The following is a 24,770-nucleotide window of genomic DNA, read 5'->3' on the forward strand; positions in this document are numbered from 1 at the left end:
ACCAGTGTCCGGATCATGATGAGGTCATGGGCAGGAGGTGAGGCCGTCTCTGGGACGCGTGACCGCTGATCAGCAGGCTTGAGCACATGACAGAGGTGCTCCGCCTTGACGCGGTCAGCAAGGTGTACGGGAAGGGACAGGGCGCGGTCGCCGCCCTGCGTGAGGTCTCGGTGACCATCCCCGGCGGGAGCTTCACCGCCGTGATGGGGCCGTCGGGTTCGGGCAAGAGCACGTTCCTGCACTGCGCGGCGGGGCTGGACACGCCCTCCTCCGGCTCCGTGCGGCTGGGCGGCACGGAGCTGTCCGGCATGGACGAGACCCGGTTGACGGAGCTGCGCAGGCAGCGGATCGGCTTCGTGTTCCAGGCGTTCAACCTGGTCTCGTCCCTGACCGTGCTGGAGAACATCACGCTCCCGATGCGGCTGGCCGGGGTGCGGGCCGACCGGGCCTGGCTTGAGGAGATCGTCGGGCGGGTGGGGCTGGCGGGCCGGACCGGGCACCGCCCCGCCCAGCTGTCCGGCGGGCAGCAGCAGCGGGTGGCCATCGCCAGGGCGCTGGTGACCCGGCCGCAGGTGGTCTTCGGCGACGAGCCGACGGGCGCGCTCGACACGATGACGGCCCGTGACGTGCTCCGGCTGCTGCGGGAGGTGGTGGACGGCCTCGGCCAGACCGTGGTGATGGTCACCCACGACCCGGTGGCGGCCTCCTACGCCGACACCGTCCTGTTCCTCGCCGACGGCCGGATCGTGGACGCGATGACCGGGCCGAGCTCCGAGAGGGTCGCCGAGCGCATGACGAGGCTGGGGGCGTACGCGGCATGATCACCGGACTCGCACTGAAGACCCTGCGGCACCGCGGGGCGGCGTTCGCGGGGGCGTTCGTGGCGCTGGTGTGCGCCGCCGCGCTGGTCTGCGCGTGCCTGATGCTGCTGGAGACCGGCCTGCGGGGCGGAGTAGCGCCGGAGCGCTACGCGGGCGCGCCGCTGATCGTCGCGGGCGACCAGAACGTCCACGAGACCGTGGCCGCGTCCTCCGGGAAGGTCAAGACGAAGGCCAAGCCGCTGTCGGAGCGGGTCTGGATCGCCGAGGCGACGGCCGCGCGGCTGCGCGGCCTGCCGGGCGTCTCCGAGGTGCTGACCGAGGTGACGTTCCCCGTGAACGGGCACGCTCTCGGGCACGGGTGGGAGTCTGCGGGGCTCACGCCGTTCACCGTCGCGCGGGGACGCCCGCCGCGTGAGAACCGCGAGGTGGTCGTGGACGCCCGCTCCGGCCTGTCCGTCGGCGCTGCTCTCGATGTCCGAGGCGAGGCGTACCGGGTCGTGGGGGTCACGGCGCAGGCCCTGCCGAGCCAGGACACGGTGTTCTTCTCGACGGCCGAGGCGCGCCGGCTGGCCGGGCGCCCGGGGCTGGTGACCGCGATCGGCGTGTTCCCCCGCGTGGATGTCTCGCCGGTGCTGACCGACCGTCTCGTGGCCTACACCGGGGACGGGCGCGGCACCGTGGAGTTCCTCGACGCGGAGCAGGCGCGGGTGCGGCTGATCAGCCTGGGCGGCGCCCTCGGCGGCACGTCCCTGCTGGTGGCGATCCTCGTCGTGACCGGCACCTCCGCCCTCGCGGTCCAGCAGCGACGGCGCGAGATCGCCCTCCTCCGCGCGGTCGCCGCCACGCCCGGGCAGGTACGCAGGCTGCTGGGCGGCGAGGCGCTGCTGGTCGGCCTGGTCGCCGGCGTCGTCGGATCGGCGGCCGGTGCCGGTCTCGGGTTCTGGCTGCGCGGCCGGTTCGTCGAGCTGGGCGCCATGCCGGAGAACCTGCGCCTGGTGGTCGGCCCGTTCCCGGCGGCGGCCGCCCTGCTCGCCGCCGTGGTGGCGGCCTGGGCCGCGACCCGCCTGTCGGTCCGCCGGATCGCGCGGATCCGTCCCGTCGAGGCGCTCGGCGAGGCCGCCATGGGCGGGGGCGGCCTGCCCCTCGGCCGGTCGGTCGCGGGCGTCCTGTGCGTCGTCGGCGGGATCGCGCTGACGCTGGTGCTGTCGGGACTCGAGACCGAGGCGGCGTCGAGCCCCGTGACGATGCTGACCGCGCTCGTCTGGACGACGGCCGTCACCCTGCTCGGGCCGGTGCTCGCCCGCGCCGCGACCACCCTGCTCGGCGTCGCGCTGCGCGCCTCCCGCGCCGGGCACCTGGCCGCGCGCAACCTGCGGACGGACCCGGGACGGATGGCCTCCGTGATGGCGCCGCTCACCCTTCTGGTGGCCTTGACCTGCACCATCCTGTTCACCCAGACCACGATGGGACACGCGTCGGCCGCGCAGGCCGCCGCCGGTTCCCACGCCCACTACATGGTGAGCGGCGCGACGGCGGACGCGGTGCGCCGCGTGCCGGGCGTGACCGCTGTCACTTCGGTGGTGCGCACCTCCGTGCGCGTCGGGCTGGACAAGTACGGCGCGCAGGGCGTCGACGGCGGCGAGCGGCCGATCGGTCAGGCCGTGGACCTGGGAGTCGTGTCCGGCTCGCTCGACGGATTCGGTGCCCGGTCGGCCGCGCTGAGCGAGTCGGCGGCGTCCAGGCTCGGGCTGTCGACCGGCGAGACGGTCAGGCTCACCCTGGGCGACGGCACCCCGGCGGAGCTGAAGGTCGTGGCGATCTACTCGCGCGGCCTCGGGTTCGGCGACCTGACCCTCCCGTACGCGCTGGTGGCCGGCCATGTCGACGATTCCTCGGGCACCCTGCTCGTCGAGGCGCCCTCGGTCCGGCGTGAGGCCCTGGCGGCCGTGGCGCCGGTGGTGTCGCCGACGGAGGGGACCGGGACGCGGGCGCCGAACGCCGAGGTCGACTACGTGGCCATGGGCCTGATCATCGCGTTCGGCGCGATCGCCGTGGTCAACACGCTGGCCATGTCCACCATGGACCGGTCGCGGGAGCTGGCCCTGCTCCGCCTGGTCGGCGCGACCCGGCGGCAGGTGCTGCGCATGCTCCGCCTGGAGACCCTGACCGCGCTGGTCGTCTCGGTGCTCGCCGGGACCGGCATCGCGCTGGTCACGCTGTCGGCCTTCGGCAGGGGGATGACCGGGTCGGCCGTGCCGTACGTCCCTCCGGCCGGCTACGCGCTGGTGATCGCCGCCGTGGCCGCGCTCGCCCTGGTCGCCACGAGCCTCCCCGCGCGTCTCGCCCTGCGCGCCCGCCCGGCCGAGACCATCGGCGCCCGCCAGTAGCCGGGTCGCCGTCAACCCCGGCCCCTGCGCCCACCGGCCCCACCGGCGGAGACGCCGGTGGGGGTCACGCCGCAGGGGCCGTCCGACGTGCTCGTGCGGAACCCGCGCAGCCCGGTCACCGGTGCGCGGCCGGCCCGGGACACGAGTGGCGCGGAGCCTTTCAGAGGGCCAGGGCGGTGGCGAGGTCCTGTTTCAGGGCCTCCAGGTCCGCGGCGGCCCGTGCCCTCGCCTCCGCGACGTCCTCGTCCCCGACCGGCACGACGACCTCCAGGTAGCACTTGAGCTTGGGCTCGGTGCCGCTGGGCCGGACGATGACCCGGGCGTCGCCGGAGAGGCGGTAGCGCAGGCCGTCGGTCGGCGGCAGCCCGGCCACCCCTAGCGACAGGTCCTCGGCCGACTCCACCGCCCGGCCCGCCAGCCGCGCCGGAGGATTGGCCCGCAGGCGCTCCATCGCCTTCGCGATCAGCGACAGGTCCTCGACCCGGACCGACAGCTGGGTGGTCGCGTGCAGGCCGTACCGGCGGGCCTGGTCGTCCAGCAGGTCGAGCAGCGAGCGGCCCTCCCGCCTGGCCGCGGCGGCCATCCCGGCGACGGCGAGCGCGGCCCCGACGCCGTCCTTGTCGTGGACCGGCAGGCCCGCATCCGACCCGACGCTGTAGCCCAGCGCCTCCTCGTACCCGAAGACGAGCCCCGGCCCAGTCTTCATGATCCACTTGAAGCCCGTCAGCGTCTCGGCGTGCCGCACGCCGTGATCGGCGGCGATCTTCGCGAGCAGCGAGGACGACACGATCGACGTGGCGACCAGCCGGTCGCCGCCCGAGGTGTGCCGCAGCACGTGCTCGGCGAGCAGCCCGCCCACCTCGTCGCCGGTCAGCATCCGGTAGCCGCCGCCGGGCAGCGGCGTGCCGACCGCGCACCGGTCGGCGTCCGGGTCGTTCGCCAGGACGAGGTCGGCGCGGGTGGCGGCGGCGAGTTCGAGCGCGAGGTCCATCGCGCCCGGCTCCTCCGGGTTCGGGAACGCCACGGTGGGGAAGTTCGGGTCGGGCATGGCCTGCCGGCCGACCATGACCGGCACCTCGAAGCCCGCCGCGCGGAACGCCTCGGACACGGTCGCGCCGCCGACGCCGTGCAGCGGGGTGTACGCGACCGAGATCGCGCGGGCGTCGCCCAGCGGCAGCGCCGTCAGCGCCCGCAGGTACGGCGTGACGATGTCGTCGTGGCCGAGGGTCGTCCAGGCGTCGCCCAGCGGGAGGGCGTCCACCGGGCCGGTCGCGTCGATGGCGGCCGAGATGTCCTGGTCGATCGGCGGGACGATCTGCGCGCCGTCGCCCCAGTAGACCTTGTAACCGTTGTCCTGGGGAGGGTTGTGCGAGGCGGTGACCATCACGCCCGCGTCCGCGCCGAGGTGGCGGACGGCGAACGCCAGCACCGGCGTCGGCCACCTCCCGGCCATGACCGACGCGCGCAGCCCGGCCCCCGTCAGCACGCGGGCCGTGTCGGCGGCGAACACGTCGGACTTGTGCCGCCCGTCGTAGCCGATCACGACGTGGCGTCCCGGTCCGAGCACGCGGGCCAGGCCGGCGGCGGCCCGCATCACGGTCACCCGGTTCATCCGGTTCGGCCCGGCTCCCAGCGCGCCGCGCAGGCCCGCCGTGCCGAACTCCAGCTTGGCGCCGAAGCGGTCCTCCAGTGCGTCGAGATCCTGCCGGTCCAGGATCGCGTCGAGTTCCGCCCGCGTGTCGGGGTCGGGGTCCTGGTCACGCCATTCGCGGGCGAGCCGTACGAGATCGGTCACGGGTGCTCCCTACAGCTTGTCGACGACCTGGGCGAGCAGGACGCCCATCCGGGCGGCGGTGGCGCGGCCGACCTCCAGGACCTCCTCGTGGTTGAGCGGCTCGTCCGCCAGGCCCGCGCCGGGATTGGTGACCAGGGAGATCCCGAGCACCTCGGCCCCGGCCTCCCGGGCGGCGATCGCCTCCAGCACGGTCGACATGCCCACCAGGTCGCCGCCGAGCGTGCGCAGCATGCGGATCTCCGCGGGCGTCTCGTACGTCGGGCCGCGGAAGGCCACGTACACGCCCTCGGCCAGTGAGGGGTCCACCTCGCGGGCGAGGTCCCGCAGCCGCCTGGAGTACACCTCGGTCAGGTCCACGAACGTCGCGCCGACGAGCGGGTTGCTCCCGGTCAGGTTGATGTGGTCGGCGATGAGCACGGGGTCGCCGACCTTCTGGGTCTCCGGGCGCAGCCCGCCCGCCGCGTTGGTCAGCACGACCGTGCGCACCCCGGCCGCGACGGCCGTACGGACGCCGTGCACCACCGGGTCCACGCCGCGCCCCTCGTACAGGTGCGTGCGCCCCAGGAAGATCAGCCCGTTGAGCCCGGCCGCCGTCCGCACCGCGCGTACCGTGCCGGCGTGCCCGGCGACCGCGGGCGGGGTGAACCCGGGCAGCTTCGTCACCGGGAGTTCGGCGACCGTCTCGCCGATCGCGTCCGCGGCCGGCACCCATCCCGAGCCCATGACGAGGGCGGCGTCGAAGGAGGGGATGCCGGTGAGGTTCCTCAACGTGGTCGCGGCCTCGGCCGCCAGGTCATAAGGGGTCACTTTGCTGAGCGTACAGAAGGGCATGACGGAGTCCGGCGGCTCCACCTGCCGTTCTGTCGCTCGGGTCGCCGCCGCGGACGGAGTCAGTCGCCGAGGGACTTGCAGGGGCGGTTGCGCAGCCCCGTGACGTAGTCGTCGGGAGCCCCCGCCTTCTCCGCGGCGTCGGCGAGGATGCCGATGTAGCGCGCCGAGGGCAGGCCGCCCTCGTAGGAGTCGAGCACGTGCGACCAGGCGAGCACGTCGCCCTCCAGGGTCGCGACGCGGAGCCGCACCTTGCGGTAGAGGCCGAGGTCGGTGCCCGTCCACCGGTCGAGGGACGGCTCGTCCCACTCCGGCACGTCGTACAGGACCACGAATACCTGCTCGTCGGCATCCTCGACTATCGTGGCGAGAGCGCCCTCCCAGCTGACGTCCTCGCCGCCGAAGGTGAGCCGCCAGCCCGGGAGCCACCCCGTTCCTCGCATGGGCGAGTGGGGCGCCCACTCCGCCATCTGCTTGGGGTCCATGTTGCTGCCGTAGGCCGCGTAAACAGGCACGGCACCCAAGCCTAATCCAAGATCGCCGAAGTTGGACGGGTAGCGCGCGCATGGGATGTGGCGAGAGAAATACGAGTAGTTGACCCGTTACGCGGCCCTCGCCGGGAATACGTAGCCAGGATGCGGGACAATGGAGCATGTGACAAGGATCGTGATCATCGGTGGCGGCCCCGGCGGATACGAGGCGGCCCTGGTCGCCGCGCAACTGGGGGCGCGGGTCACCGTGGTGGAGGAGGAAGGGCCCGGCGGGGCGTGCGTTCTCACCGACTGCGTGCCGTCCAAGACCCTGATCGCCACCTCCGCCCGCAAGCAGGCGCTCCTCGACGCGGCCTCCGTGGGGGTCCGCTTCGACGGCGGCCTCGACGGTGACGCGGGCGGCGTCGCCGTGGACATGATCGACGTGAACAAGCGCGTCAAGGAACTGGCGCTGGCGCAGTCCGGCGACATCGCCGCCCGGCTGGCCGCCGAGGGCGTCGAGGTCATCCGCGCCCGCGGCCGGCTGGTCGATCCCCAGGTGGTCCGCGCGGGCGACCGTACGATCCGGGCCGACGTGGTCATCGTGGCCACCGGCGCCCACCCCCGGGTGCTGCCCGGGGCAGAGCCGGACGGCGAGCGCATCCTCAGCTGGCGGCAGCTCTACGACCTGGAGGAGCTGCCGGGGCACCTGATCGTGGTCGGTTCCGGCGTCACCGGCGCGGAGTTCGCCGGCGCCTACCAGTCGCTGGGGTCGGAGGTCACGCTGGTCTCCTCCCGCGACCGGATGATGCCCAACGAGGACGCCGACGCGGCCGAGGTGCTCGAAGAGGTCTACCGGCGGCGCGGCATGAACGTCATGGGCCGTTCGCGGGCCGCCTCCGTCAAGCGCACCGAGCACGGGGTCGTCGTCACGCTGGAGGACGGCCGCACGGCCGAGGGCACCCACTGTCTGATGACCGTCGGCATGGTGCCCAACACCTCCGGGCTCGGGCTGGAGGACAACGGCGTGCGGCTCGACCGGGGCGGCTTCATCGAGGTCGACAAGGTCTCCAGGACCTCCGCCCCGGGCGTGTACGCCGCGGGCGACTGCACGGGCGTCCTGATGCTCGCCTCGGTCGCCGCCATGCAGGGCAGGATCGCGGTCTGGCACGCGCTCGGCGAGGCCGTGCAGCCGATCCGGCTGGCCACGGTCGCCTCGAACATCTTCACCGACCCCGAGATCGCCGCGGTGGGTATCTCGCAGCGGCAGATCGAGTCAGGCGAGATCGAGGCGAACGTGGTCAAGCTGCCGCTAGCCACCAACGCCCGGGCCAAGATGCAGGGCTTCAACGACGGTTTCGTCAAGCTGTTCTGCCGGCCCAACACCGGCATCGTGCTCGGCGGCGTCGTGGTCGCCCCGCGCGCCTCGGAGCTGATCCTCGCGGTGTCGGTGGCCGTGCAGCACCGCCTGACCGTGGACCAGCTCGCCCACACGTTCGCCGTCTATCCGTCGCTGTCCGGCTCGATCACCGAGGCGGCCCGCCGCCTCATGTCGCCCCTGACCGCCGGCATCTGACCGGTCCGGCACCTGACCGGCCTGGGGTCTGAGCGGCCTGGGGTCTGAGCGGCCCGGCGTCTGAGCGCGTCGAGGCTCAGTGGCTTCCGCCCGTGTGGGGCAGCCGGGACCGCACCTGCCGCAGGGCCTCCCGTCCCCGCGCCACGGTCACGCCCGCCGCCCGCAGTTCGTACGGCGTGCGGGCGAGGCCGAGTGCCTGCTTGGCCGCCTCGTAGGCGTCGAGTGCCGCCCGCCACTCCTGCGACGGGCCGCTGATCTGGTTGATCTTCATCTCGAAGTCGAGGGCGTCGATCTCCTCGCCGAAGCGGGTCACGTCCTCCTCGGCCGCGTGCCTGACCACCGCCATCTCCGCCGCGAAGCGCTGCCTGCGCCGGTGCGCGACGCCCCACATGCCCAGCGTCAGGATCAGCCCGAGCCCGCTCACGACGACCAGGATCACCGCCGGTGACGGGCCCCGCGTGCCGCCCGGGCGTAGGGTGGGATCGTCGCCGGTGTCGTCGCCTACGACGTCGTCCACGCCGACTTGGGCGTCCTCTTCCGCATCGCCGGTCCGGCCGGGCGCCACGGCGTCGTCCGGCAGGTTCACGGGCGTGCCGCGGGCGCCGGTGAGGTTCACGTCGCTCGCCTGGATGAAGGACGCCTTGCCGACGTCGGCTCCCCGGAAGTCGGCGCCGTCCAGCTCGGCCTGGGTGAACTCCGCCTCCGACAGGTCCGCGTTCCTGAGCACGGCGTGCTCCAGGTGGGCCTGGCCGAGCTTGGCCCCGCCGGCCTTGGCCCGGGTGAGGTCGGCCTTGCGGGCCTTGGCCTGGCCGAGCGTCACGTCTCTGAGGTCCGCGTCCACGAGCGTGGCGTCGGTGAGGTCGGCCTGCGTGAGCACGGCCCGGGTGAGGACGGCGCCCGTCAGGTCGGCGTGCGGGAACTCGGCCTGGACGGCGTCCGCGTCGGTGAGGATCGCTCCGCGCAGGTCCGCCTTCCTCGCCCGCAACTGACCGAGGTCCGCGTCCGACAGGTCGGCCCCGCGCAGGTCGGCGTAGTCGAGATGGACCTGGCCGAGGTCGGCCTCCTTCAGCGACGCCTTGCGGAGGACGGCTCCGGTCAGGTCCTTGGCGGTGAGATCCACCCCGTCGAGCTTGGCGCCGGTGAGGTCGGCGCACCGCAGGTTGGCGGGGAGGGTGCCGCCCTCGGTGAGGTCCCTGCCCCGGAGCTTGACGCCGCTGCCCGGCGTGCACGGCGCACCCGCCGTCGTCGCGCCAGCCGCGTACGGAACGGGTGCGGCGTCCGCCGGGGACGGGAAGAGGGCCGCGAGCAGGAAGGCGAGCGACAGGACCTGGACGGCGACGAAGAGGGGGACGAAACGGCGCAAGGGGGGCCTCCTGGGGGAACGCCCCGAGTCTCCCACGCGCTCTTTACGTCCGCTTGCAAGTCGCTGACGGTGTCTCACGGGCGACGACGGCCGCTTCGACTCGGGCGGGACGCGGGTTCATGCCACGATAATCGCCGGGCGGGCGACGAGGCGAGCGAGCTGACTCGACGCCGGTTCATCCAGTTCTCCGGCCTGGCGGGCGCCGGCGTGCTGGCGGGTGCGGGCCTTCTCGCCGACGCCGGGAAGGCCCTGGCGGTGCCTCCGCCGAGCCTGGTGAAGGGGCCTGATCCCAAGGAGTGCGGCAGGACCTCCGACTCGGACTCTCTCTGGCAGCGCAGTCAGAAGTGCCACAGCAACAACACCTGTCTGCAGAACCACGCCGACTACGTGGTGATGGGCGGTGCCAAGAGCAAGAAGGGATACGTCGACTACATTCTCGTCCCCACCGAGCGGATCAGCGGTATCGAGTGTTCCTGGATCTGCGGTAGCAGCGCGCCGAACTATTGGAGCGCCGCCGACTACTACGCCACCCAGACTCCCACCGTGGTTCCCACCCCGGGGGGGGCTGGGGATCAACTCGAAGGCGATCAGGAATTTCGACCAGTTGCACATCCATATGGCACGGCTTCCCGGACGTCTCCGACGACGAAGGGGGCGGACCGTCGTGGTCCGCCCCCTTCCGAGGTCGTGTCCGATGTCGCGTCAGGCGTTACCAGTCGCCGCCGCCGCCGAAGTCTCCTCCGCCGAAGTCGCTGCCGCCGCCCCAGTCGCCACCGCCACCGAAGTCGCCGCCACCGCCGCCGCCCCAGTCGCCGCCGCCCCAGTCGTTGCCGCCGCCGGACTCGACGCCCGCCGCGTATCCGGAGTCGTAGCCGGCGCCGTAGCCGCCGTAGCCCCAGCCGCCGAAGGCGTTGCCGAGCATGGTGCCGACGAGCATGCCGGTCAGCAGGTCGCCGCCGAAGCCGCCGTAGTAGCCGTACGCGTAGGGCTGGTAGGCGGGCCCGGCGTCCCAGTAGGGCCTGCGGTGGCCGTTCACCACGACCTCGCGCATCTGCGGGTCGAAGCCGCGCTCCACCGCCTCGGCGTCGGCCGCGCAGGCGGGGACGTCGCGCACCGCGCCGCCGGGGGGCGCCCAGCGGACGTTGCGCACCGACGGGCCGTGCTGGGGGTTGAAGAAGCACGGCGGGAGCCGCTCGGGCAGCGGCTGGTTGTTCACCCGCGCCTTGACGCACGCCAGCGCGTAGCGGCCGTCCTCCAGCGTCGAGGTCACCGTACGCAGGTCCTCGGGCCGCTTGATCCCGTCCAGCTCGGTCTTGGCCCGCTCGTAGGAGTCGAGCGCGCGCTGCCAGTCGCCCGTCGTCTCCGCCTGCGGGAGCATCTTGACGTCGACGTCGAGCGCGGTGATCTCCTCACCGAACTTGGTGACGTCCTCCTCGACCGTCTGCTTGACGGCGGCCAGCTCGGCGGCCTCGCGCTCCTCGCGCTTGCGCTTGTTGCGGCGTCCGATGATCCACAAACCGGCACCTCCCACTACGGCCACGCCCAGGATGCCGACGAGCACGCCCGAGCCGCCTCCACCACCGACGGTGGAACCAGTGCCCCGGGCGCCCTTCACATCACCCTCGTGCACCAGGTTCACCCGGTTGACGAAGTCCTGCATGCCGCTGACCACGTCGCTGTTGGCGTTGGTGGACAGCCGGGCCAGCGCTCCCGCGGCGTTCTTCGGCAGGTCGTTGGAGCCGGCGAACAGGCTCATGCCGTCCAGCAGGACCACGGTCGCCCGCGACCGCCCGGCCTTGTCGAGCTCGGTCATCAGCTGCGGGATGTACGTGCTCACCTGGGCCGTGGTCACGGTGCCGTCCGGGAGCGCGACCATGTAGATCTTGGCCTTCGAGTCCTCCAGCTCCTTGCGGATCTTGCTCTGCTGGTCGGACGAGAGCGGCGACCCGGGCTGGACGAAGAGCGGATTACTGCTGTTCTTCCATGACGCCACGACCGTGGCCGGGTCCGGCGGAGCCGCCGCGTTCGCGGCCGGAGCGAGCGCGAGCGAGATGAAGAGCCCGGCGAACAGAGCCGCCAGGGCGGCCCCTGCCCGTCCGAGCGGTGATTTCATGGTCACGGCTTATGCCTCCTTCGCCCTACTGGACGAACGGCAGGGCGCGATGGTTCCTCCACAGGAAACTATCGTTCCCCATCGCCGCACCACACCGCACGGTCACCGTGCGGTCGTCACCCGGCTCCGCGCCGTGATCGCGGGCCGGGTCAGGCGTCCTTGATCTCGCAGAGCGCGGTCCCGGCGGTGACCGTCTGGCCGACGGCGGCCGCCAGGCCGGTGACCGTGCCGCCCTTGTGCGCGGTCAGCGGCTGCTCCATCTTCATCGCCTCCAGGACGATGACCGTGTCGCCGGGCTCGACGGTGTCCCCGTCGGCGACGACGACCTTCACGATCGTGCCCTGCATCGGGCTGACGAGCGCGTCGCCGCTCGCCGCGGCCTTCTTCGCGCCGCTCCCGCCGGACCGCCTGGGCGCCGCCTTCCTGGGCTCGGGGCGGTCCGCCCCGAGGCCGGACGAACCCAGCCCCGCGGGCAGCACGACCTCCAGTCGCTTGCCGCCGACCTCGACCGTGATCCGCTCGCGTCCCGCCGGCTCGCCGGAGGCCTCCGCCGTCGCCTCGTACGGCGGGATGTCGTTGACGAACTCGGTCTCGATCCACCGGGTGTGGACGGAGAAGGGCTCGCCGGCGAAGGCGGGGTCCTCCACCACGGCCCGGTGGAACGGCAGCACGGTCGGCATGCCGCCGATCTCGTACTCGGCCAGCGCCCGCCGCGCCCGCTCCAGCGCCTGCCGGCGGGTGGCCCCGGTCACGATCAGCTTGGCCACGAGCGAGTCGAACGCCTGCGGGACGCTCATCCCGGTCTCGTAGCCGCCGTCCAGGCGTACGCCCGGCCCGGACGGGACGCGCATCGAGGTCAGCGTGCCGGGCGCGGGCAGGAAGTTGCGGCCCGCGTCCTCCGCGTTGATCCGGAACTCGATCGAGTGGCCGCGCAGCACCGGGTCGTCGTACCCCAGCGGCTCGCCGTCGGCGATGCGGAACATCTCGCGGACGAGGTCGATGCCGGAGACCTCCTCGGTCACCGGGTGCTCGACCTGGAGCCGGGTGTTGACCTCCAGGAAGGAGATCGTGCCGTCCTGGCCGACGAGGAACTCGCAGGTGCCGGCGCCGACGTACCCCGCCTCGCGCAGGATGGCCTTCGACGACGAGTAGAGGAGGTCGAGCTGCTCGTCGGTGAGGAACGGCGCCGGGGCCTCCTCCACGAGCTTCTGGTGACGGCGCTGGAGCGAGCAGTCGCGGGTGCTGACGACGACCACGTTGCCGTGCCGGTCGGCCAGGCACTGGGTCTCGACGTGGCGCGGCCGGTCGAGGTAGCGCTCGACGAAGCACTCGCCGCGCCCGAAGGCGGTCACCGCCTCACGTACGGCCGACTCGTAGAGGTCGGGGATCTCCTCCATCGTCCGGGCGACCTTGAGCCCGCGGCCGCCGCCGCCGAAGGCGGCCTTGATGGCGATCGGCAGGCCGTGCCGCCCGGCGAACTCGACCACCTCGTCCACACCGGACACCGGGTCGGGGGTGCCCGCCACGAGCGGGGCGCCGACGCGCTGCGCGATGTGCCGGGCCTGGACCTTGTCGCCGAGCGCGTCGATCGCCGAGGGCGGCGGGCCGATCCAGATCAGACCGGCGTCGAGCACGGCCTGGGCGAAGGCCGCGTTCTCGGCGAGGAAGCCGTAGCCGGGATGGACGGCGTCCGCGCCGGTCTTCGCCGCCACCGCCAGGATCTTGGCGATGTCGAGGTACGTCTCCGCAGGGCTCTGCCCGCCGAGCGCGTGCGCCTCGTCGGCCACCCGCACGTGCAACGCGTCCAGATCCTGGTCGGCGTACACCGCCACGCTGGCCAGGCCGGCGTCCCGGCACGCCCGGGCGATCCGTACGGCGATTTCGCCACGATTGGCGATCAGGACCTTTTGCACCGGGATGTCCCTTCCCTTCAGCGCTCGCGAACCCTGCCTGGGAGTGTAGAGGTGCCGCCTCGTCGCCGGGGGCCCCAGGGGCACCCCTGACCTACGCCGGGCAGGAATTTTCAGGGGGCGCCGGAGTCGTCCCCCTTCGGAGGGCGCGCGGCCGCACAGGCTCCCGGCGGGCCTCCTGGCAAGGCCCGGCCCAAGAGGAATAACTACCAGAAAAGCCACATTCTCCTGGCCTTCCGATATAGCCGCTCGGCATAAGGTCTTCACAGGATTGACATGCGTTTTACGGTGAGGGCGGCCCCTTTGTCGATGGAGGAGTGACTGAATGAGTAACAGCTTGCTCGGCGGCGACCCCGCGGAGATGCAGGGCATGGCCGCGCAGTTCAGCCAGCAGGCGGACCAGGTTCGCACCACGATGGCCGCCCTCGACCGTGAGGCGGCCAAGGTCGGCACCGCCTGGACCGGCCCCGGCGCGCAGCGCTTCCACGACGCCTGGCAGAGCTACCGCACGGCGTTCCAGCGAATGGCGGAAGAGCTCAACGAGGCCTCCCGGGTCATCACCACCTACCGCGGCAACATCGAGTCCGCCACCCGCTGACGAAATCCGCACGATCTCTCGCCGGGCGCCTCGGCTGACGAGGCGTCCGGCGATTCGCGAAAAAGGACGGCCTTCGGGCCAGGAAAGACCTGAAATGCCATCCTCGTCACACCGCCGGACGCCGCCCACGCGGCGTCCGGCACGACGTCCGGCACAGGGTCGGGCACAGGGTCACGCACGGCACGGGGTCACTGGGGGACGGCGCACTGGATAGGGGTCGCGGTGCCCGAGATGACCAGCAGGCCCCGCCCGGGAGGCCCGCCCACGGCGCCACGCGGCAGCCGCACGGTGAACAGGTCCCCGTCGGCCGGGCTCTGCACGTTGAGCAGCAGCCCGGTCCTGCCCTTGCGCGCCTCGGCCGCGAAGCCCCGGTAGGCCGTCGCCAGGTCGCCGGTGGCCCCCGCGACGAGCAGGCCGTGCTCGCCGTCCCGGCCGGTGCGCAGGATCTCGTCCAGGGCCAGCCCGAGCGGCGAGTCGGGCGAGATCAGTTCCGCGTCGTCCACGACCACCACATAACGCTCGTGCCCGGCGACCAGGGCCAGCGGATCGAGCGCGCCGGGCAGGCCGCCGAACTCGTCGGCGCCGCCCCCGGTCACGCTTCTGGCGTTGCCGTCCAGCACGGCGAGCACTCCGGATGCCCCGGCGAGGTCGCGCAGCGGGCTGCGGCGCGGGGTCACGACGAGCACCGGCGTGCCCCGGGCAAGCAGTGAGCGTGCCGCCGTGACCAGTGTGGACGACCTGCCCGAGCGGGGCGGTCCGGCGATCACCGCCGCCGGGCCCTGGCCCTGCAGGTCCACGCCCAGTGGCGTGAGCGCGTCGCCTCCCGCGCCGAGCAGCGCCCACAGCGCCGACGGCGGCTCGAACGCCGGAGCGAGGTCCATCGCCTGCTCCGCCGTGATGCGCATCGGCAGGGCGTCCACCCGCAGCGGGGGCTCCGACGGCCAGACCCAGGCGCGGCCCGCCTCCCCGTCGTCCGTCCCGCCGCCGGTCCCGCCGCTCGTCGTGCCCCCGGTCGTGCCCCCGAACCTGGCCGCGGTCGTACGGGCGAGATCCTGCAGGACCGCCACCTGCGCGGGGCCGGAGGGGTCGTCGCCCAGCAGCGCGACCTGGCTCTCCACCAGGCCGTGGTCGCCGACCGACAGGGCCCGGCCCGGCGGCATGGAGGTCGGCAGGTTGCGTACGGGCAGCCCGGCGAGTCCGTAGTCGGCGGGATCGGCGAGCCGGAGCACCAGCCGGTCGTCGAAGACGGTGGAGATCTGCCCGATCAGGCCCGACCGGTCGGCGGTGACCACGGCGCGCAGCCCCACGGCCGGTCCCTCCCGCAGCAGTTGCAGCAACGCGTCGACCAGCCGCCCGTAGTCGTAGTTCTCGAACGCCGCGACGTACCCCTCCCAGCGGTCCAGCAGCAGCACCATCCAGGGCAGCGCCCCCACACCCGAACGGTCCCGGGCCGTCAGCGGCCTGGTGTCGGTCCGGGACCTGGCGGCGGCCCGCGCCTCGGCGAGCGAGGCGTATCCCGCCTCGGCCAGCAGGTGCTGACGGCGCCCGACCTCCGCGCGTAGCCGGGTCAGCAGGCGCTCCACCCGGTCCATCTGGTCGCGCGTCACCACGGCGCCGCAGTGCGGCAGCGCGACGAGCGGCAGCAGCGCGCCCGACCCGCAGTCGACGGCGTGGACGTGCACGTCCTCGGGGGAGGCGCCGGCCGCGATCGACCCCGCGATCGTCCGCAGCGCGCTGGACCTGCCGCTGCGCGCGCCGCCCGCGATCAGCAGGTGGCCGCCGTGGCGCGGGTCGAGCGCGAGCGCCCGCCGGCCCTGCCGCCAGGGCAGGTCCGTCACGCCGAACGGCAGCGGCGGCACCTCCTCGATCCCCGGCCGGTACGGCGGCGCCGATGCCAGCGCCCCGCCGTCGAGCGGGTCGCTCCCGGAGCCGGTCTCCCCGGCGCCCCCCTCGTACCTCACGGACGACCTCACCGACGACCCCGACCGTCCCGCCGCCGCGGCCTCGACGTCGAGCACGACCCGGTCCGGAAGGGGCGGCAGCCAGGGACTGGGCTGGCGGGGCAGCCCGTTCCCGGCCTCCAGCAGCGCGTCCACGAGCAGGGCCAGGTCGGTGCCGCTCCCCGCCTGGGCGGGCGGGGCGGGCAGGGGATGGCCGAGGGCGGGCCAGGGCAGGTCGAGCACCCGCACGTCCTCGGCGCCGCCGTCGGCCGCGCCGTTGCCGCGGACCCGGGCATGGGGGGTCCGCCCGCCGATCCTGGCCGTCTGCACGGCGACCGGCGTGGCCGAGCCCGCCCGCACGTAGCAGCGGCCCGGCGTCGCCCGGGAGATGTGCGCGGCGTCCGGCACGTCGATGACGTCCCCGGACTCGCGGGCGTCGGTCACCCGCAGCGCGATCCTGAGCGAGGTGTTGGCCTGGATGTCGGCGGTGACCACGCCGCCCGGCCGCTGGGTGGCGAGGATCAGGTGGATGCCGAGGGAACGGCCCCGGCGGGCGATGTCGACCAGGCCGTCCACGAAGTCGGGCAGCTCCGCCACCAGCGCGGCGAACTCGTCGATGATCAGGACGAGCCGGGGCAGCGGCGGCAGGTCCCTCTTGCTGCCGGCGCTCTCCGGCACCGGCGCGGCGAAGATCCCGCCGCCGCGCGTCCGCCGGACGCCGCCGCTGCCGAGGACCCAGGTGGCCCCGCGCGACCGCTGGTAGTCCTCGATGTCCTTGGCCCCCGCGTCGAGCAGCAGGCGCTCCCTGCGCCGGATCTCGGCGGCCAGCGACGACAGGGCCCGCTGGGTCAGGTGGCCGTCGAGGTCGCTCACCATGCCGACCGTGTGCGGGAGCCGTACGCACTCCTTGAAGGCGGCGCCGCCCTTGTAGTCGATCAGCACGAACGTCATCTCGTCGGGCCGGTTGACCACGGCGAGCGAGCAGATCAGGGTCTGCAGCAGTTCCGACTTGCCCGCGCCGGTCGTGCCCGCGACCAGGGCGTGCGGGCCGTCCCTGCTCAGGTCCACCTCGAACGGCCCCTCCGGCCCCACGCCGATCAGGGCCCGGGTCGTACGGCCCTGCCGCTCCGCGAGGGCGGCGGGGTCGGGCGAGACGTCCAGCAGGTCGAGCAGGCGGACCGCGTCGGGCAGGGCGGCCGAGGGGTCCTCGCGGCTGACGTCACGCAGCGGGGCGAGCGCGCGGGCCAGGCGCTCGGCCCAGGACGGCGAGACCCGGTCGGCGCGGATGCCCGTGATCGGGTCGAGGCCGCCGCCGTGGAGCCGTACGCCACCGGCGGGGTCGCAGGACACGACCGTCGCGCACTCCTCGGGCAGCAGCCGCTCGTCGTCGTCGATCGCGATCGTGTAGACCCCCGCCCGGGGTCCCTGCCGCAGCACCTGCGGCATGCCGGGCAGGCCGCGCAGCACCTGCGCGCCGTCGAGCACGACGAGCACGTCGAACGGCCGCTCGTCGTAGGTCGTGAAGGCCGGCTCGGCGGACCGGTTCCCGCCTCCGCGCCCCAGGTCGTCCCAGCCGGCCGGGCCGCCCGACAGGCGGGCGCCGCGTGGCGCCCCCGGGTAGGGGCCGGAGCCGTTCTCGCTGTCGAGGCGTTCGGCGACCAGGGCGGTGAGTTCGGCGACACGGCGCGCGGCGGCCTCGGGGTCGGCGCCGACGAGCGCGGCGCAGTCGGACGACAGGGCGCCCCCGCGGGCGGCGTCCGGGGCGCAGTGCGGCAGCCAGCGGACCCAGCTCCACTGCTCGGCGCCGTCGGCGTTGGCGGACAGCACCACGACGGCCAGGTCGCGCGGGCTGTGCAGGGCGGCGGCCTGGCCGACGAGCCACCGGGCGCAGCCGAGGGCCACCTCCCGCGGCCCGGTCAGGCCCGCGACGCCGAGGCGGCGCATGACGAGCGCGACCGGCACGTCGTGGCAGACGGGCGGCTCCCGCCGGGCCGCGTCGGGGGGAGTGCCGGTCTCCGGCTCGAACTCCAGGTCGGCGGGCAGGTCGGCCAGCCCTATCCGCAGCCGCAGCGCGTCCTGGTCGTGCACGCGGCGCTCCCAGAGGCGGCGGCGCGGCCCGGTCGCGGTGAGCAGCACCTCGGCGGGGTCGGGAGCGCCCTGGCGGCGGGCCTCCTCGTCCTGCCGCACCGCGCGGGCCACCTCCGCCTCGAAGGCGGCCATCCGCTCGCGGTACGCCTTGATCGCCTGGCGGTGCTTCTTCCTGCCGTGCCTGCGGTCGCTCACCCACTGGCCGATCATGATGAGCGGCGTCATGAACGCGATCAGCAGGTAGTACCACGTGTGCGTGACGAGGGCCATGACCACCCCGAGGACGGCCGGCAGCATCGCGGCCAGCAGCTGCAGCCGCATGCCCTCGCCCCGCTTCGGCTCGGCCGGGACCGTGAACCGCCGCTGCCGCTCGGGCCGCTGCAGGCGCGGCGGCCGGTTGTAGGCGAGCCCGCCGTCCTGCAGCGCGTCGAGGTGGGCGTCCGGGGGCCGCACGGGGCCCAGGGACAGCACGGAGCCGCCGCAGGAGAGCATGCCGCCCGCGGGCCACTCGACCGCCCCGGTGACCGGTTCGCCCTCCAGCCTGGCGACCGGTTCGCCGCCGGGGGCGGACGCCGGTCCGGCGGGCTCCACGGTGGCCGTTCCGAGGGCGAGCCTGACGACCAGCGCGACCGGCGGCATCCCGGGGTCGGGCACGGAGATGGCGCAGGCGGGATCGGCGCCGACCGTGTGCGCGCCGAGCCCGATCCGGTGGACCACCCCCGCGCCGGGCCCGCCCACCACGCGCAACTCCGCCGGGCCGCCGGGCTCCTCGGTGACCGTGGCGGCCGCGGCGTGACCGTCCAGGGCCACCAGGTCGCCGTCGCGCAGCAGGCCGAACACGACCGCGTCGGGGTCGAGCGGCCGGCCGTCCACCCAGAGCCTCGTCTCCTGGCCGACGGCGGGCCTGGCGGGCCGGTCCCGGTCCATGTCGTACGGCGCGCGGGCGCGCGGCAGCCGTACGACGTTGGCGGGCCGGGCGGACGCGCCCTCCAGCATGGCGGTGAGCGCGCCGGTGAGGGCGGCGACCGTGGCGGTCCCCTCTCCCTCGACCAGCACGTCCCGGCGGCCGTGCTCGGTGACCACGGTGAGCGTAACCCGCATGCGCAGACTCCCAGACGGCGGTGGTGCGGCGGAGAACTCCGGAAAGCGTTTCATCCCGGGGCGGTCCCGTGAAGATCTTTCCCGAGGTCCGCTCCGGTGCCGCCTCGGGTCCGGGCGCTCTCCCGCGGGACACCGTAGCCGCGCGCCCGCCGCTCATCTGGGCGTTTCCCGGAATAGGTAAAAGCGTCTGTCATCCGGCGTACGTGTGACGGACCGGGAGACATGCCCGGCGCGGACCCGGCCGCGCTTCCCGAGATGCGGCTGTGAACCATGCGACAAGTGGGGAAGAAGTGGTCAGTTACTATCACGAAATGTCGGGATAGTAAAGCCTTGTGTCGATATGGCGATAGATCGACTCCCGTTGACAGGCGTATTCCTAACGGATAAGCATGGGTCGCCACTTCGCGCCACTTATGGCGGCGGGAGCTGGCCATAATGGAGTGAATTCGGAGCAACGGTAAGACCGTAATTACAATCAAGCGGCCCGAAAACAGAAGGGGCGCCGTCATCCTGGGGGTCCCCCACCCATGAGGATCAGCGAGAAGACGCCGCAGGACGCTCGCGCGGCGGCCCGGCCCGGCCTGTCCGGACCGGCCTCCCGCAAACTGCCCGTCCCGCCGAGGGAGCGCAAGCCCGCCCTCGCCGCGCTCGCCGTCCTCCTCATCCTGGGCGGCGCGCTGGCCACCACCCTTCTGGTCATGCGCAGCGGCGACCGCGTCTCCGCCGTGCAGATCACCCAGCAGGTGGGCGCCGGGCAGCGCATCCCGGCATCGGCCCTCAGAGAGGTGCAGATCGCCGACACCGGCATCGACTACGTCGCCTATCGCTACAAGGACGAGGTGGCCAAGACGTACGCCGCGGTGACGCTGTTGCCGGGCACGCTGCTCACCCAGCAGATGACTTCGAATTCGAGCGACCAGGTCGGGCCGGGCAAGGCCAAGGTCGGCCTCTCGCTCAAGGCGGGACAGATGCCCGGCGACCTCAGGTGGAGCGAGATCGTCCAGGTGGTCTACGTGCCCACGGCCGGTCGCGGCTCCGTCACCGCCCAGCAGAAGGTGCTGACCACCGCCGCCCGCGTGGAGAGCATCTCCTCCGGACGGTCCGGCGGCGGGCTGGTCACGATCGTCGTCGACACCACGATCGCGCCGACCATCGCCCAGTACGCCTCCAGCGGGGAAATCGCCCTCATCTCGCTTCCGGGGGTCAAGTGACGTGGCGCTGATCGTGCTCGCGGCCGACAAGGGGGCGCCCGGTGTGACCACCGCGGCGACGGCCCTCGGCGCGGTGTGGCCCCGCCCGGTGCTGCTGGCCGAGTGCGACCCGTCCGGCGGCGACCTCGCCTACCGCCTGCCCGGGGCCGACGGGAGCGTGCTCAACCCCGGCCGCGGCCTGCTCAGCCTCGGCGCGGTCGCGCGGCGCGGGCTCCACACCGATCTCGTGTACGAGCACACGCAGAAGCTCGTCGGCGGTCTCGACGTGCTGGCCGGGCTGACCAGCGGCGAGCAGGCGGCGGGCCTCACCTGGCTGTGGGGGCCGCTCGGCCGGGCGTTCGCCGCCCTGCCGCAGGCCGACGTGCTCGCCGACTGCGGCCGCCTCGGGCTGCACGCCCCCATCAACGACCTCATGGCCGAGGCCGACCTGGTGGTGCTGTTCACGCGGGCCAGCCTCGACCACGTCGCCCACCTGCGCGAGCGGCTGTCGCTGCTCGGCCGCAAGGCCGGCGTCGTCGTCATCGCCGACCCCCGGTCGTACCGCACGTCGCTGGAGGAGATCCGGCGCATCGTGTCCGGCTGGGACGTCGCCTTCGTCGGCGGCCTGGCGCACGACCCGAAGGGCGCCGAACTGTTGCGCGGCCAGTGGGGCGGCAAACTCGACCGCAGCATGCTGATCCGTACGGCGCGGGAGCTGGCCACCCGCCTCGCCACGCACCTCGCGGGCGGCGAGGACGACTCGCAGGCGGCGCGGCGGCAGCCGGGCGGCCGGTTCACGCGACGGGCCCCGGAGGTGCGGTCATGATCGCGCGGACCGCAGGGCGCACCGGACGCTCCCGCGGGCGGCCCGGCGAGGGGGCGGCATGAACGCCCAGCGGCGGACCGTGGACCACGGCCTGGTGAAGCGGTTCCGGCAGGAGGTCGGCGACCGTCTGGCGCACCAGCGGCGGCTGGACCAGGCGAGCGGCCTGCCGCCCATGTCGGGGGAGGACGAACGGCAGTTCGCCCGGGCGCTGATCGCCCAGGTGCTGGAGGAGTTCGCGCGCGGCGAGATCGGCGTGGGGCGCACGCCGCCGACCGCCGAGGAGGAGGAGGCGCTCGCGGCGGGCATCCACGCCGCGCTCTTCGGCGTCGGCCGCCTCCAGCCGCTGCTGGACGACCCCGAGGTCGAGAACATCGACATCAACGGGTGCGACCGGGTGTTCGTCAGCTACGCCGACGGCCAGGAGATCATGCACGATCCCGTCGCGGAGTCCGACGAGGAGCTGGTCGAGCTGATCCAGATCCTCGCGGCCTACTCGGGCCTCTCGTCGCGGCCCTTCGACACCGCGAACCCGCAGCTCGACCTGCGCCTGCCGGACGGCTCGCGGCTCTCGGCGGTCATGGACGTCACCGTGCGGCCCGCGCTGTCGATCCGCCGGTCCCGCCTCGGCAAGGTCTTCCTCTCCGACCTCGTCGGGAACGGCACGCTCACCCCCGAGGTGGGCAGGTTCCTCACGGCCGCGGTCGCGGCGCGCAAGAACATCATGCTCGCCGGGTCGACGAACGCCGGGAAGACGACGCTGCTGCGGGCGCTGGCCAACGAGATCCCGCCGACCGAGCGGCTCATCACGGTGGAACGCGCCCTTGAGCTGGGGCTGGACCAGTTCCCCGAGCTGCACCCGAACGTGGTGGCCTTCGAGCACCGCCTGCCCAACTCCGAGGGGCAGGGGGAGATCACGATGGCCGAGCTGGTGCGCCGCTCGCTGCGCATGAACCCCTCCCGGGTGATCGTGGGCGAGGTGCTCGGCGACGAGATCGTCACGATGCTGAACGCGATGACCCAGGGCAACGACGGGTCGCTGTCGACGATCCACGCCAACTCCAGCATGGAGGTGTTCAACCGCATCGCGACCTACGCGCTGCAGGCCGTGGAGCGGCTGCCCATCGAGGCCACCCACATGCTCATCGCCGGGGCCATCGACTTCGTGGTGTTCATCGAGAAGCGCAACGACTACCACCGGGGCGGCACGCTGCGCCGCTATGTGTCCAGCGTGCGCGAGGTCACCGGCTGCGACGGCCGGGTGCTGTCCTCAGAGGTGTTCGCGATGGCGGGCGGCTACGTGGTGCCGCACGCCCCGATCTCCTGCGCGGACGAACTGGCCGCCCACGGCTACGACCCGGCGATGGGAGCGTGGCGATGAGCGGCCTGCTGCCCGTGCCCCCGGACCTGCTCGACCCGCTGGTGCTGCTGCCCGGCGCCATGGCCGGCGGCGGGATCTTCCTGCTCGCCCTGGCCCTGTACGGCGTGCGTCCCCGGCCCGCCGCCCCCGACGGCAGGGCGAAGCGGACGGCGCTGCTGCGCACGCTGTCCACCAGGCTGGCGGTCGCCCTGATCACGGGGGTGCTGGTCCTGGTGGTGACGGGGTGGCCGGTCATCGCGGCAGGCGCCGTACTGCTGGTCATCGCCTGGCGCGGACTCACCGGCGGCGCGGCGGAGGAGCGGGCCGCGATGAAGCGGCTGGAGGGCCTGGCGGCCTGGACCGAGTCGCTGCGGGACACGATCGCCGGCGCGGCCGGCCTGGAGCAGGCCATCCCCTCGTCGATCCGGGCCGCGTCGCCGACGCTGCAACCCCATCTGCGGTCGATGGTCGACCGCCTGCACATGAGGATGCCGCTCTCCGACGCGCTGCGGATCTTCGCCGACGAGCTGGACGACACCTCGGCCGACCTCGTCGTGGCGGCGCTGATCCTCAACTCCCGGCTGCGCGGGCCGGGCCTGCGCGACGTGCTGTCGGCCCTGGCGGTCTCCGCCCGCGAGGAGCTGGACATGCGCCGCCGGGTCGAGGCCGAGCGCAGGTCCACCCGCAAGAGCGTGCAGATCGTCGTCGGCACCGCTCTCGTCTTCGCCGGCGCGCTCGTCGTGTTCAACCGGTCCTACGTGGAGGAGTACAACTCCGTGCTCGGCCAGGCCGTGCTGGTCATCGTGGCCGGCCTGTTCGGCGCGGGCTTCGCGTGGATGCGGCGGCTCGCCCGCTTCGACAAGCCCGCCCGGATCCTCGCCCCGCACACCCGGGCCGAGATCTCTCCGCCGCAGACCCGCTCCCAGACGCGGCCGGTCCCCACCGGAGGAACCGTCGGTGGTCTCGCGGCCGAAGGGAGGACGCCGTGATCAACACCGTGCTCGCCGGGGTGGTGCTCGGGCTCGGGATCTTCCTGTTGCTGCGGGCGCTGTTCCCGCCCCGGCCCGGCCTGCTCGCCCGGCTCGCCGCGCTCGACCAGGCCCGCGACGGCACGGGCGTGCCGCGGGCTCCCCTGATCGCGCCGGAGGAGGACGTCAGCGAGTTCCGCCGTACGCTCGGCGTCCGGCTCGCCCGGTTCTACGAGAGCCGCGGCTGGGAGGCGCGCTCGGTCAAGGCCGACCTCGCGCTGCTCGGCAGGTCGTTCGAGGGCTTCCTGGCGACGAAGCTGCTGCTGGGCGTCTCCGGCCTGCTGGCGTTCCCACTGCTCGTCGGCTGGCTGGCGCTGATGGAGTGGGGGGTCTCGCTGCAGGTGCCGCTGTGGTCGGCCCTGATCGTCTGCGTGATCTTCTTCCTGCTGCCCGACGTGCAGCTCAAGCGGGACGCCGCCGTACGGCGCCGGGACTTCCGGCACGCGGTCGGGGCCTTCCTCGACCTCGTGGCGATGAACCTCGCGGGTGGCCGGGGCGTCCCGGAGGCGCTGATGATGGCGGTCTCCGTCGGCAGCCCCGCCGCCGCGCCCGGCGCGCTCAACGGGACGCTGAACGGCGCTTCGAGCGGCGCGGTCGCCGGCGCTTCGACCGGCATCGTGAGCGGCGGTGTGAGCGGTGGGGCGAGCGGCGCCGGGAACGCGGCCGGGCCCGCCCCCGGCGCGAACTGGGCCATGGAGCGTATCCGCGAGGCACTGGCGAACGCCCGGATCGTCGGCATCACCCCGTGGCAGGCGCTCGGCCAGCTCGGCGACGAGATCAATGTCGACGAGCTGCGCGACCTCTCGGCCGCCCTCGGGCTGGTCGCCGACGACGGCGCCAAGGTGCGCTCGTCACTCACCGCACGGGCCGCCACCCTGCGCCGCCGCGAACTCGCGGAGGTCGAGGGCAAGGCGGGCGAGCGGTCCCAGTCCATGCTCGTCGCCCAGCTCCTGCTGTGCGCAGGTTTTGTGATCTTCCTTACCTTTCCGGCAGCCATGAAGATGTTGGGGGCCTGATGCTCTGGTTTCACTATCTGGTCGCCGTGCTCCACGTACGGCTCGACCGCGCCAGGACCGCTCCGTCCAGGGGAGCCTCGGCGGTCGAATGGGTGATCATCACCGCCATCATCGCCGGGGTCGCGCTGGGCCTGGCCACGCTGATCAAGTCGGTGGTCGAGGGACGGCAGGCCGACATCCAGAACAGCTTCGGCGGCGGCGGTGGCGGTGGCGGCGGTGGTGGTGCCGGCGGCGGCGGGTGACCAGGGTGCAGGGCGGACGCGGCCGCGTGCCACGCGGCCCCTGTCCCCGGCGTGCCACTGAGCCGTGCGGGCTCGGTCCCGGACGGCTGCATGACGTGTCGTGCCGCTCCGATCCCGGACG

The 24,770-nt window shown here is 73.5% G+C and carries 17 protein-coding genes and 1 pseudogene; 11 read left to right on the forward strand and 7 right to left on the reverse strand.

Going from position 1 to position 24,770, the window contains the following annotated elements; translation table 11 throughout:
* The first annotated feature begins 86 nt into the window (after positions 1–86).
* Positions 87–821, forward strand: coding sequence for an ABC transporter ATP-binding protein (locus HHX37_RS12470; protein ID WP_182885479.1), 735 nt, complete (start codon positions 87–89; stop codon positions 819–821).
* Positions 818–3,208, forward strand: coding sequence for an ABC transporter permease (locus tag HHX37_RS12475; protein WP_182885480.1), 2,391 nt, complete (start codon positions 818–820; stop codon positions 3,206–3,208). The genes HHX37_RS12470 and HHX37_RS12475 overlap by 4 nt, the downstream gene beginning before the upstream one ends.
* A 160-nt stretch (positions 3,209–3,368) precedes the next feature.
* On the opposite strand, the gene HHX37_RS12480 is transcribed toward HHX37_RS12475, so the two are convergent.
* From HHX37_RS12480 to HHX37_RS12490, 3 genes are all read right to left on the reverse strand, one after another.
* Positions 3,369–5,003, reverse strand: coding sequence for a phospho-sugar mutase (locus HHX37_RS12480; RefSeq protein WP_182885481.1), 1,635 nt, complete (start codon positions 5,001–5,003; stop codon positions 3,369–3,371).
* Positions 5,004–5,012: 9 nt separating this feature from the next.
* Complete coding sequence (locus HHX37_RS12485; RefSeq protein WP_396775474.1) at positions 5,013–5,810, reverse strand: purine-nucleoside phosphorylase; 798 nt, start codon at positions 5,808–5,810, stop codon at positions 5,013–5,015.
* Positions 5,811–5,893: 83 nt separating this feature from the next.
* The gene (locus tag HHX37_RS12490; protein WP_138460432.1) at positions 5,894–6,346 is read right to left on the reverse strand and encodes a gamma-glutamylcyclotransferase; all 453 of its coding nucleotides are present in this window, start codon (positions 6,344–6,346) and stop codon (positions 5,894–5,896) included.
* Positions 6,347–6,485: 139 nt separating this feature from the next.
* On the opposite strand from HHX37_RS12490, the gene HHX37_RS12495 reads away from it, so the two are divergent.
* On the forward strand, positions 6,486–7,877 hold the full coding sequence (locus HHX37_RS12495; RefSeq protein ID WP_182879717.1) for an NAD(P)H-quinone dehydrogenase: 1,392 nt from the start codon (positions 6,486–6,488) through the stop codon (positions 7,875–7,877).
* A gap of 76 nt (positions 7,878–7,953) precedes the next feature.
* On the opposite strand, the gene HHX37_RS12500 is transcribed toward HHX37_RS12495, so the two are convergent.
* Positions 7,954–9,240, reverse strand: coding sequence for a pentapeptide repeat-containing protein (locus HHX37_RS12500; RefSeq protein ID WP_182885482.1), 1,287 nt, complete (start codon positions 9,238–9,240; stop codon positions 7,954–7,956).
* A gap of 273 nt (positions 9,241–9,513) precedes the next feature.
* Here HHX37_RS12500 and HHX37_RS38170 point away from each other — a divergent pair.
* Positions 9,514–9,744, forward strand: a pseudogene (locus HHX37_RS38170) (CDP-diacylglycerol diphosphatase); the annotation flags it as partial.
* 205 nt (positions 9,745–9,949) lie between these two features.
* Here HHX37_RS38170 and HHX37_RS12505 read toward each other — a convergent pair.
* Both HHX37_RS12505 and HHX37_RS12510 read right to left on the reverse strand, forming a co-directional pair.
* A complete protein-coding gene (locus HHX37_RS12505) occupies positions 9,950–11,353 on the reverse strand; it encodes a hypothetical protein (RefSeq protein ID WP_182885669.1) in 1,404 nt (467 codons plus the stop codon).
* Between the two features lie 149 nt (positions 11,354–11,502).
* Positions 11,503–13,266: a biotin carboxylase N-terminal domain-containing protein gene (locus HHX37_RS12510; RefSeq protein ID WP_182885483.1), complete on the reverse strand. Its 1,764-nt coding sequence runs from the start codon at positions 13,264–13,266 to the stop codon at positions 11,503–11,505.
* 322 nt (positions 13,267–13,588) lie between these two features.
* Between HHX37_RS12510 and HHX37_RS12515 the strand changes: the two genes are divergently transcribed.
* Positions 13,589–13,861 (forward strand): WXG100 family type VII secretion target, encoded by a 273-nt coding sequence (locus HHX37_RS12515; RefSeq protein WP_111698308.1) that lies wholly within the window; start codon positions 13,589–13,591, stop codon positions 13,859–13,861.
* 188 nt (positions 13,862–14,049) lie between these two features.
* Here HHX37_RS12515 and HHX37_RS12520 read toward each other — a convergent pair whose 3' ends face one another.
* Complete coding sequence (locus HHX37_RS12520; RefSeq protein ID WP_182885484.1) at positions 14,050–18,990, reverse strand: FtsK/SpoIIIE domain-containing protein; 4,941 nt, start codon at positions 18,988–18,990, stop codon at positions 14,050–14,052.
* A gap of 527 nt (positions 18,991–19,517) precedes the next feature.
* On the opposite strand from HHX37_RS12520, the gene HHX37_RS12525 reads away from it, so the two are divergent.
* From HHX37_RS12525 to HHX37_RS12550, 6 genes are read left to right on the forward strand one after another with little or no spacing between them, the layout of a single operon-like run.
* On the forward strand, positions 19,518–20,201 hold the full coding sequence (locus HHX37_RS12525) for a hypothetical protein (protein WP_182879721.1): 684 nt from the start codon (positions 19,518–19,520) through the stop codon (positions 20,199–20,201).
* A gap of 1 nt (position 20,202) precedes the next feature.
* Positions 20,203–21,006 (forward strand): MinD/ParA family ATP-binding protein, encoded by an 804-nt coding sequence (locus HHX37_RS12530; RefSeq protein WP_307801657.1) that lies wholly within the window; start codon positions 20,203–20,205, stop codon positions 21,004–21,006.
* A gap of 58 nt (positions 21,007–21,064) precedes the next feature.
* Positions 21,065–22,384: a CpaF family protein gene (locus HHX37_RS12535; RefSeq protein WP_111698300.1), complete on the forward strand. Its 1,320-nt coding sequence runs from the start codon at positions 21,065–21,067 to the stop codon at positions 22,382–22,384.
* Positions 22,381–23,352 carry a type II secretion system F family protein gene (locus HHX37_RS12540; RefSeq protein ID WP_182885485.1) on the forward strand — a complete coding sequence of 324 codons (972 nt, stop codon included), beginning with the start codon at positions 22,381–22,383 and terminating at the stop codon, positions 23,350–23,352. The genes HHX37_RS12535 and HHX37_RS12540 overlap by 4 nt, the downstream gene beginning before the upstream one ends.
* Positions 23,349–24,407, forward strand: coding sequence for a type II secretion system protein (locus tag HHX37_RS36585; protein WP_310740344.1), 1,059 nt, complete (start codon positions 23,349–23,351; stop codon positions 24,405–24,407). Before HHX37_RS12540 ends, HHX37_RS36585 begins: the two co-directional genes overlap by 4 nt.
* Positions 24,407–24,649 carry a hypothetical protein gene (locus HHX37_RS12550; RefSeq protein WP_182885486.1) on the forward strand — a complete coding sequence of 81 codons (243 nt, stop codon included), beginning with the start codon at positions 24,407–24,409 and terminating at the stop codon, positions 24,647–24,649. The genes HHX37_RS36585 and HHX37_RS12550 overlap by 1 nt, the downstream gene beginning before the upstream one ends.
* Positions 24,650–24,770 lie beyond the last annotated feature (121 nt).

The organism is Microbispora sp. H10885 (genome assembly GCF_014161415.1).
Lineage (GTDB): Bacteria > Actinomycetota > Actinomycetes > Streptosporangiales > Streptosporangiaceae > Microbispora > Microbispora triticiradicis.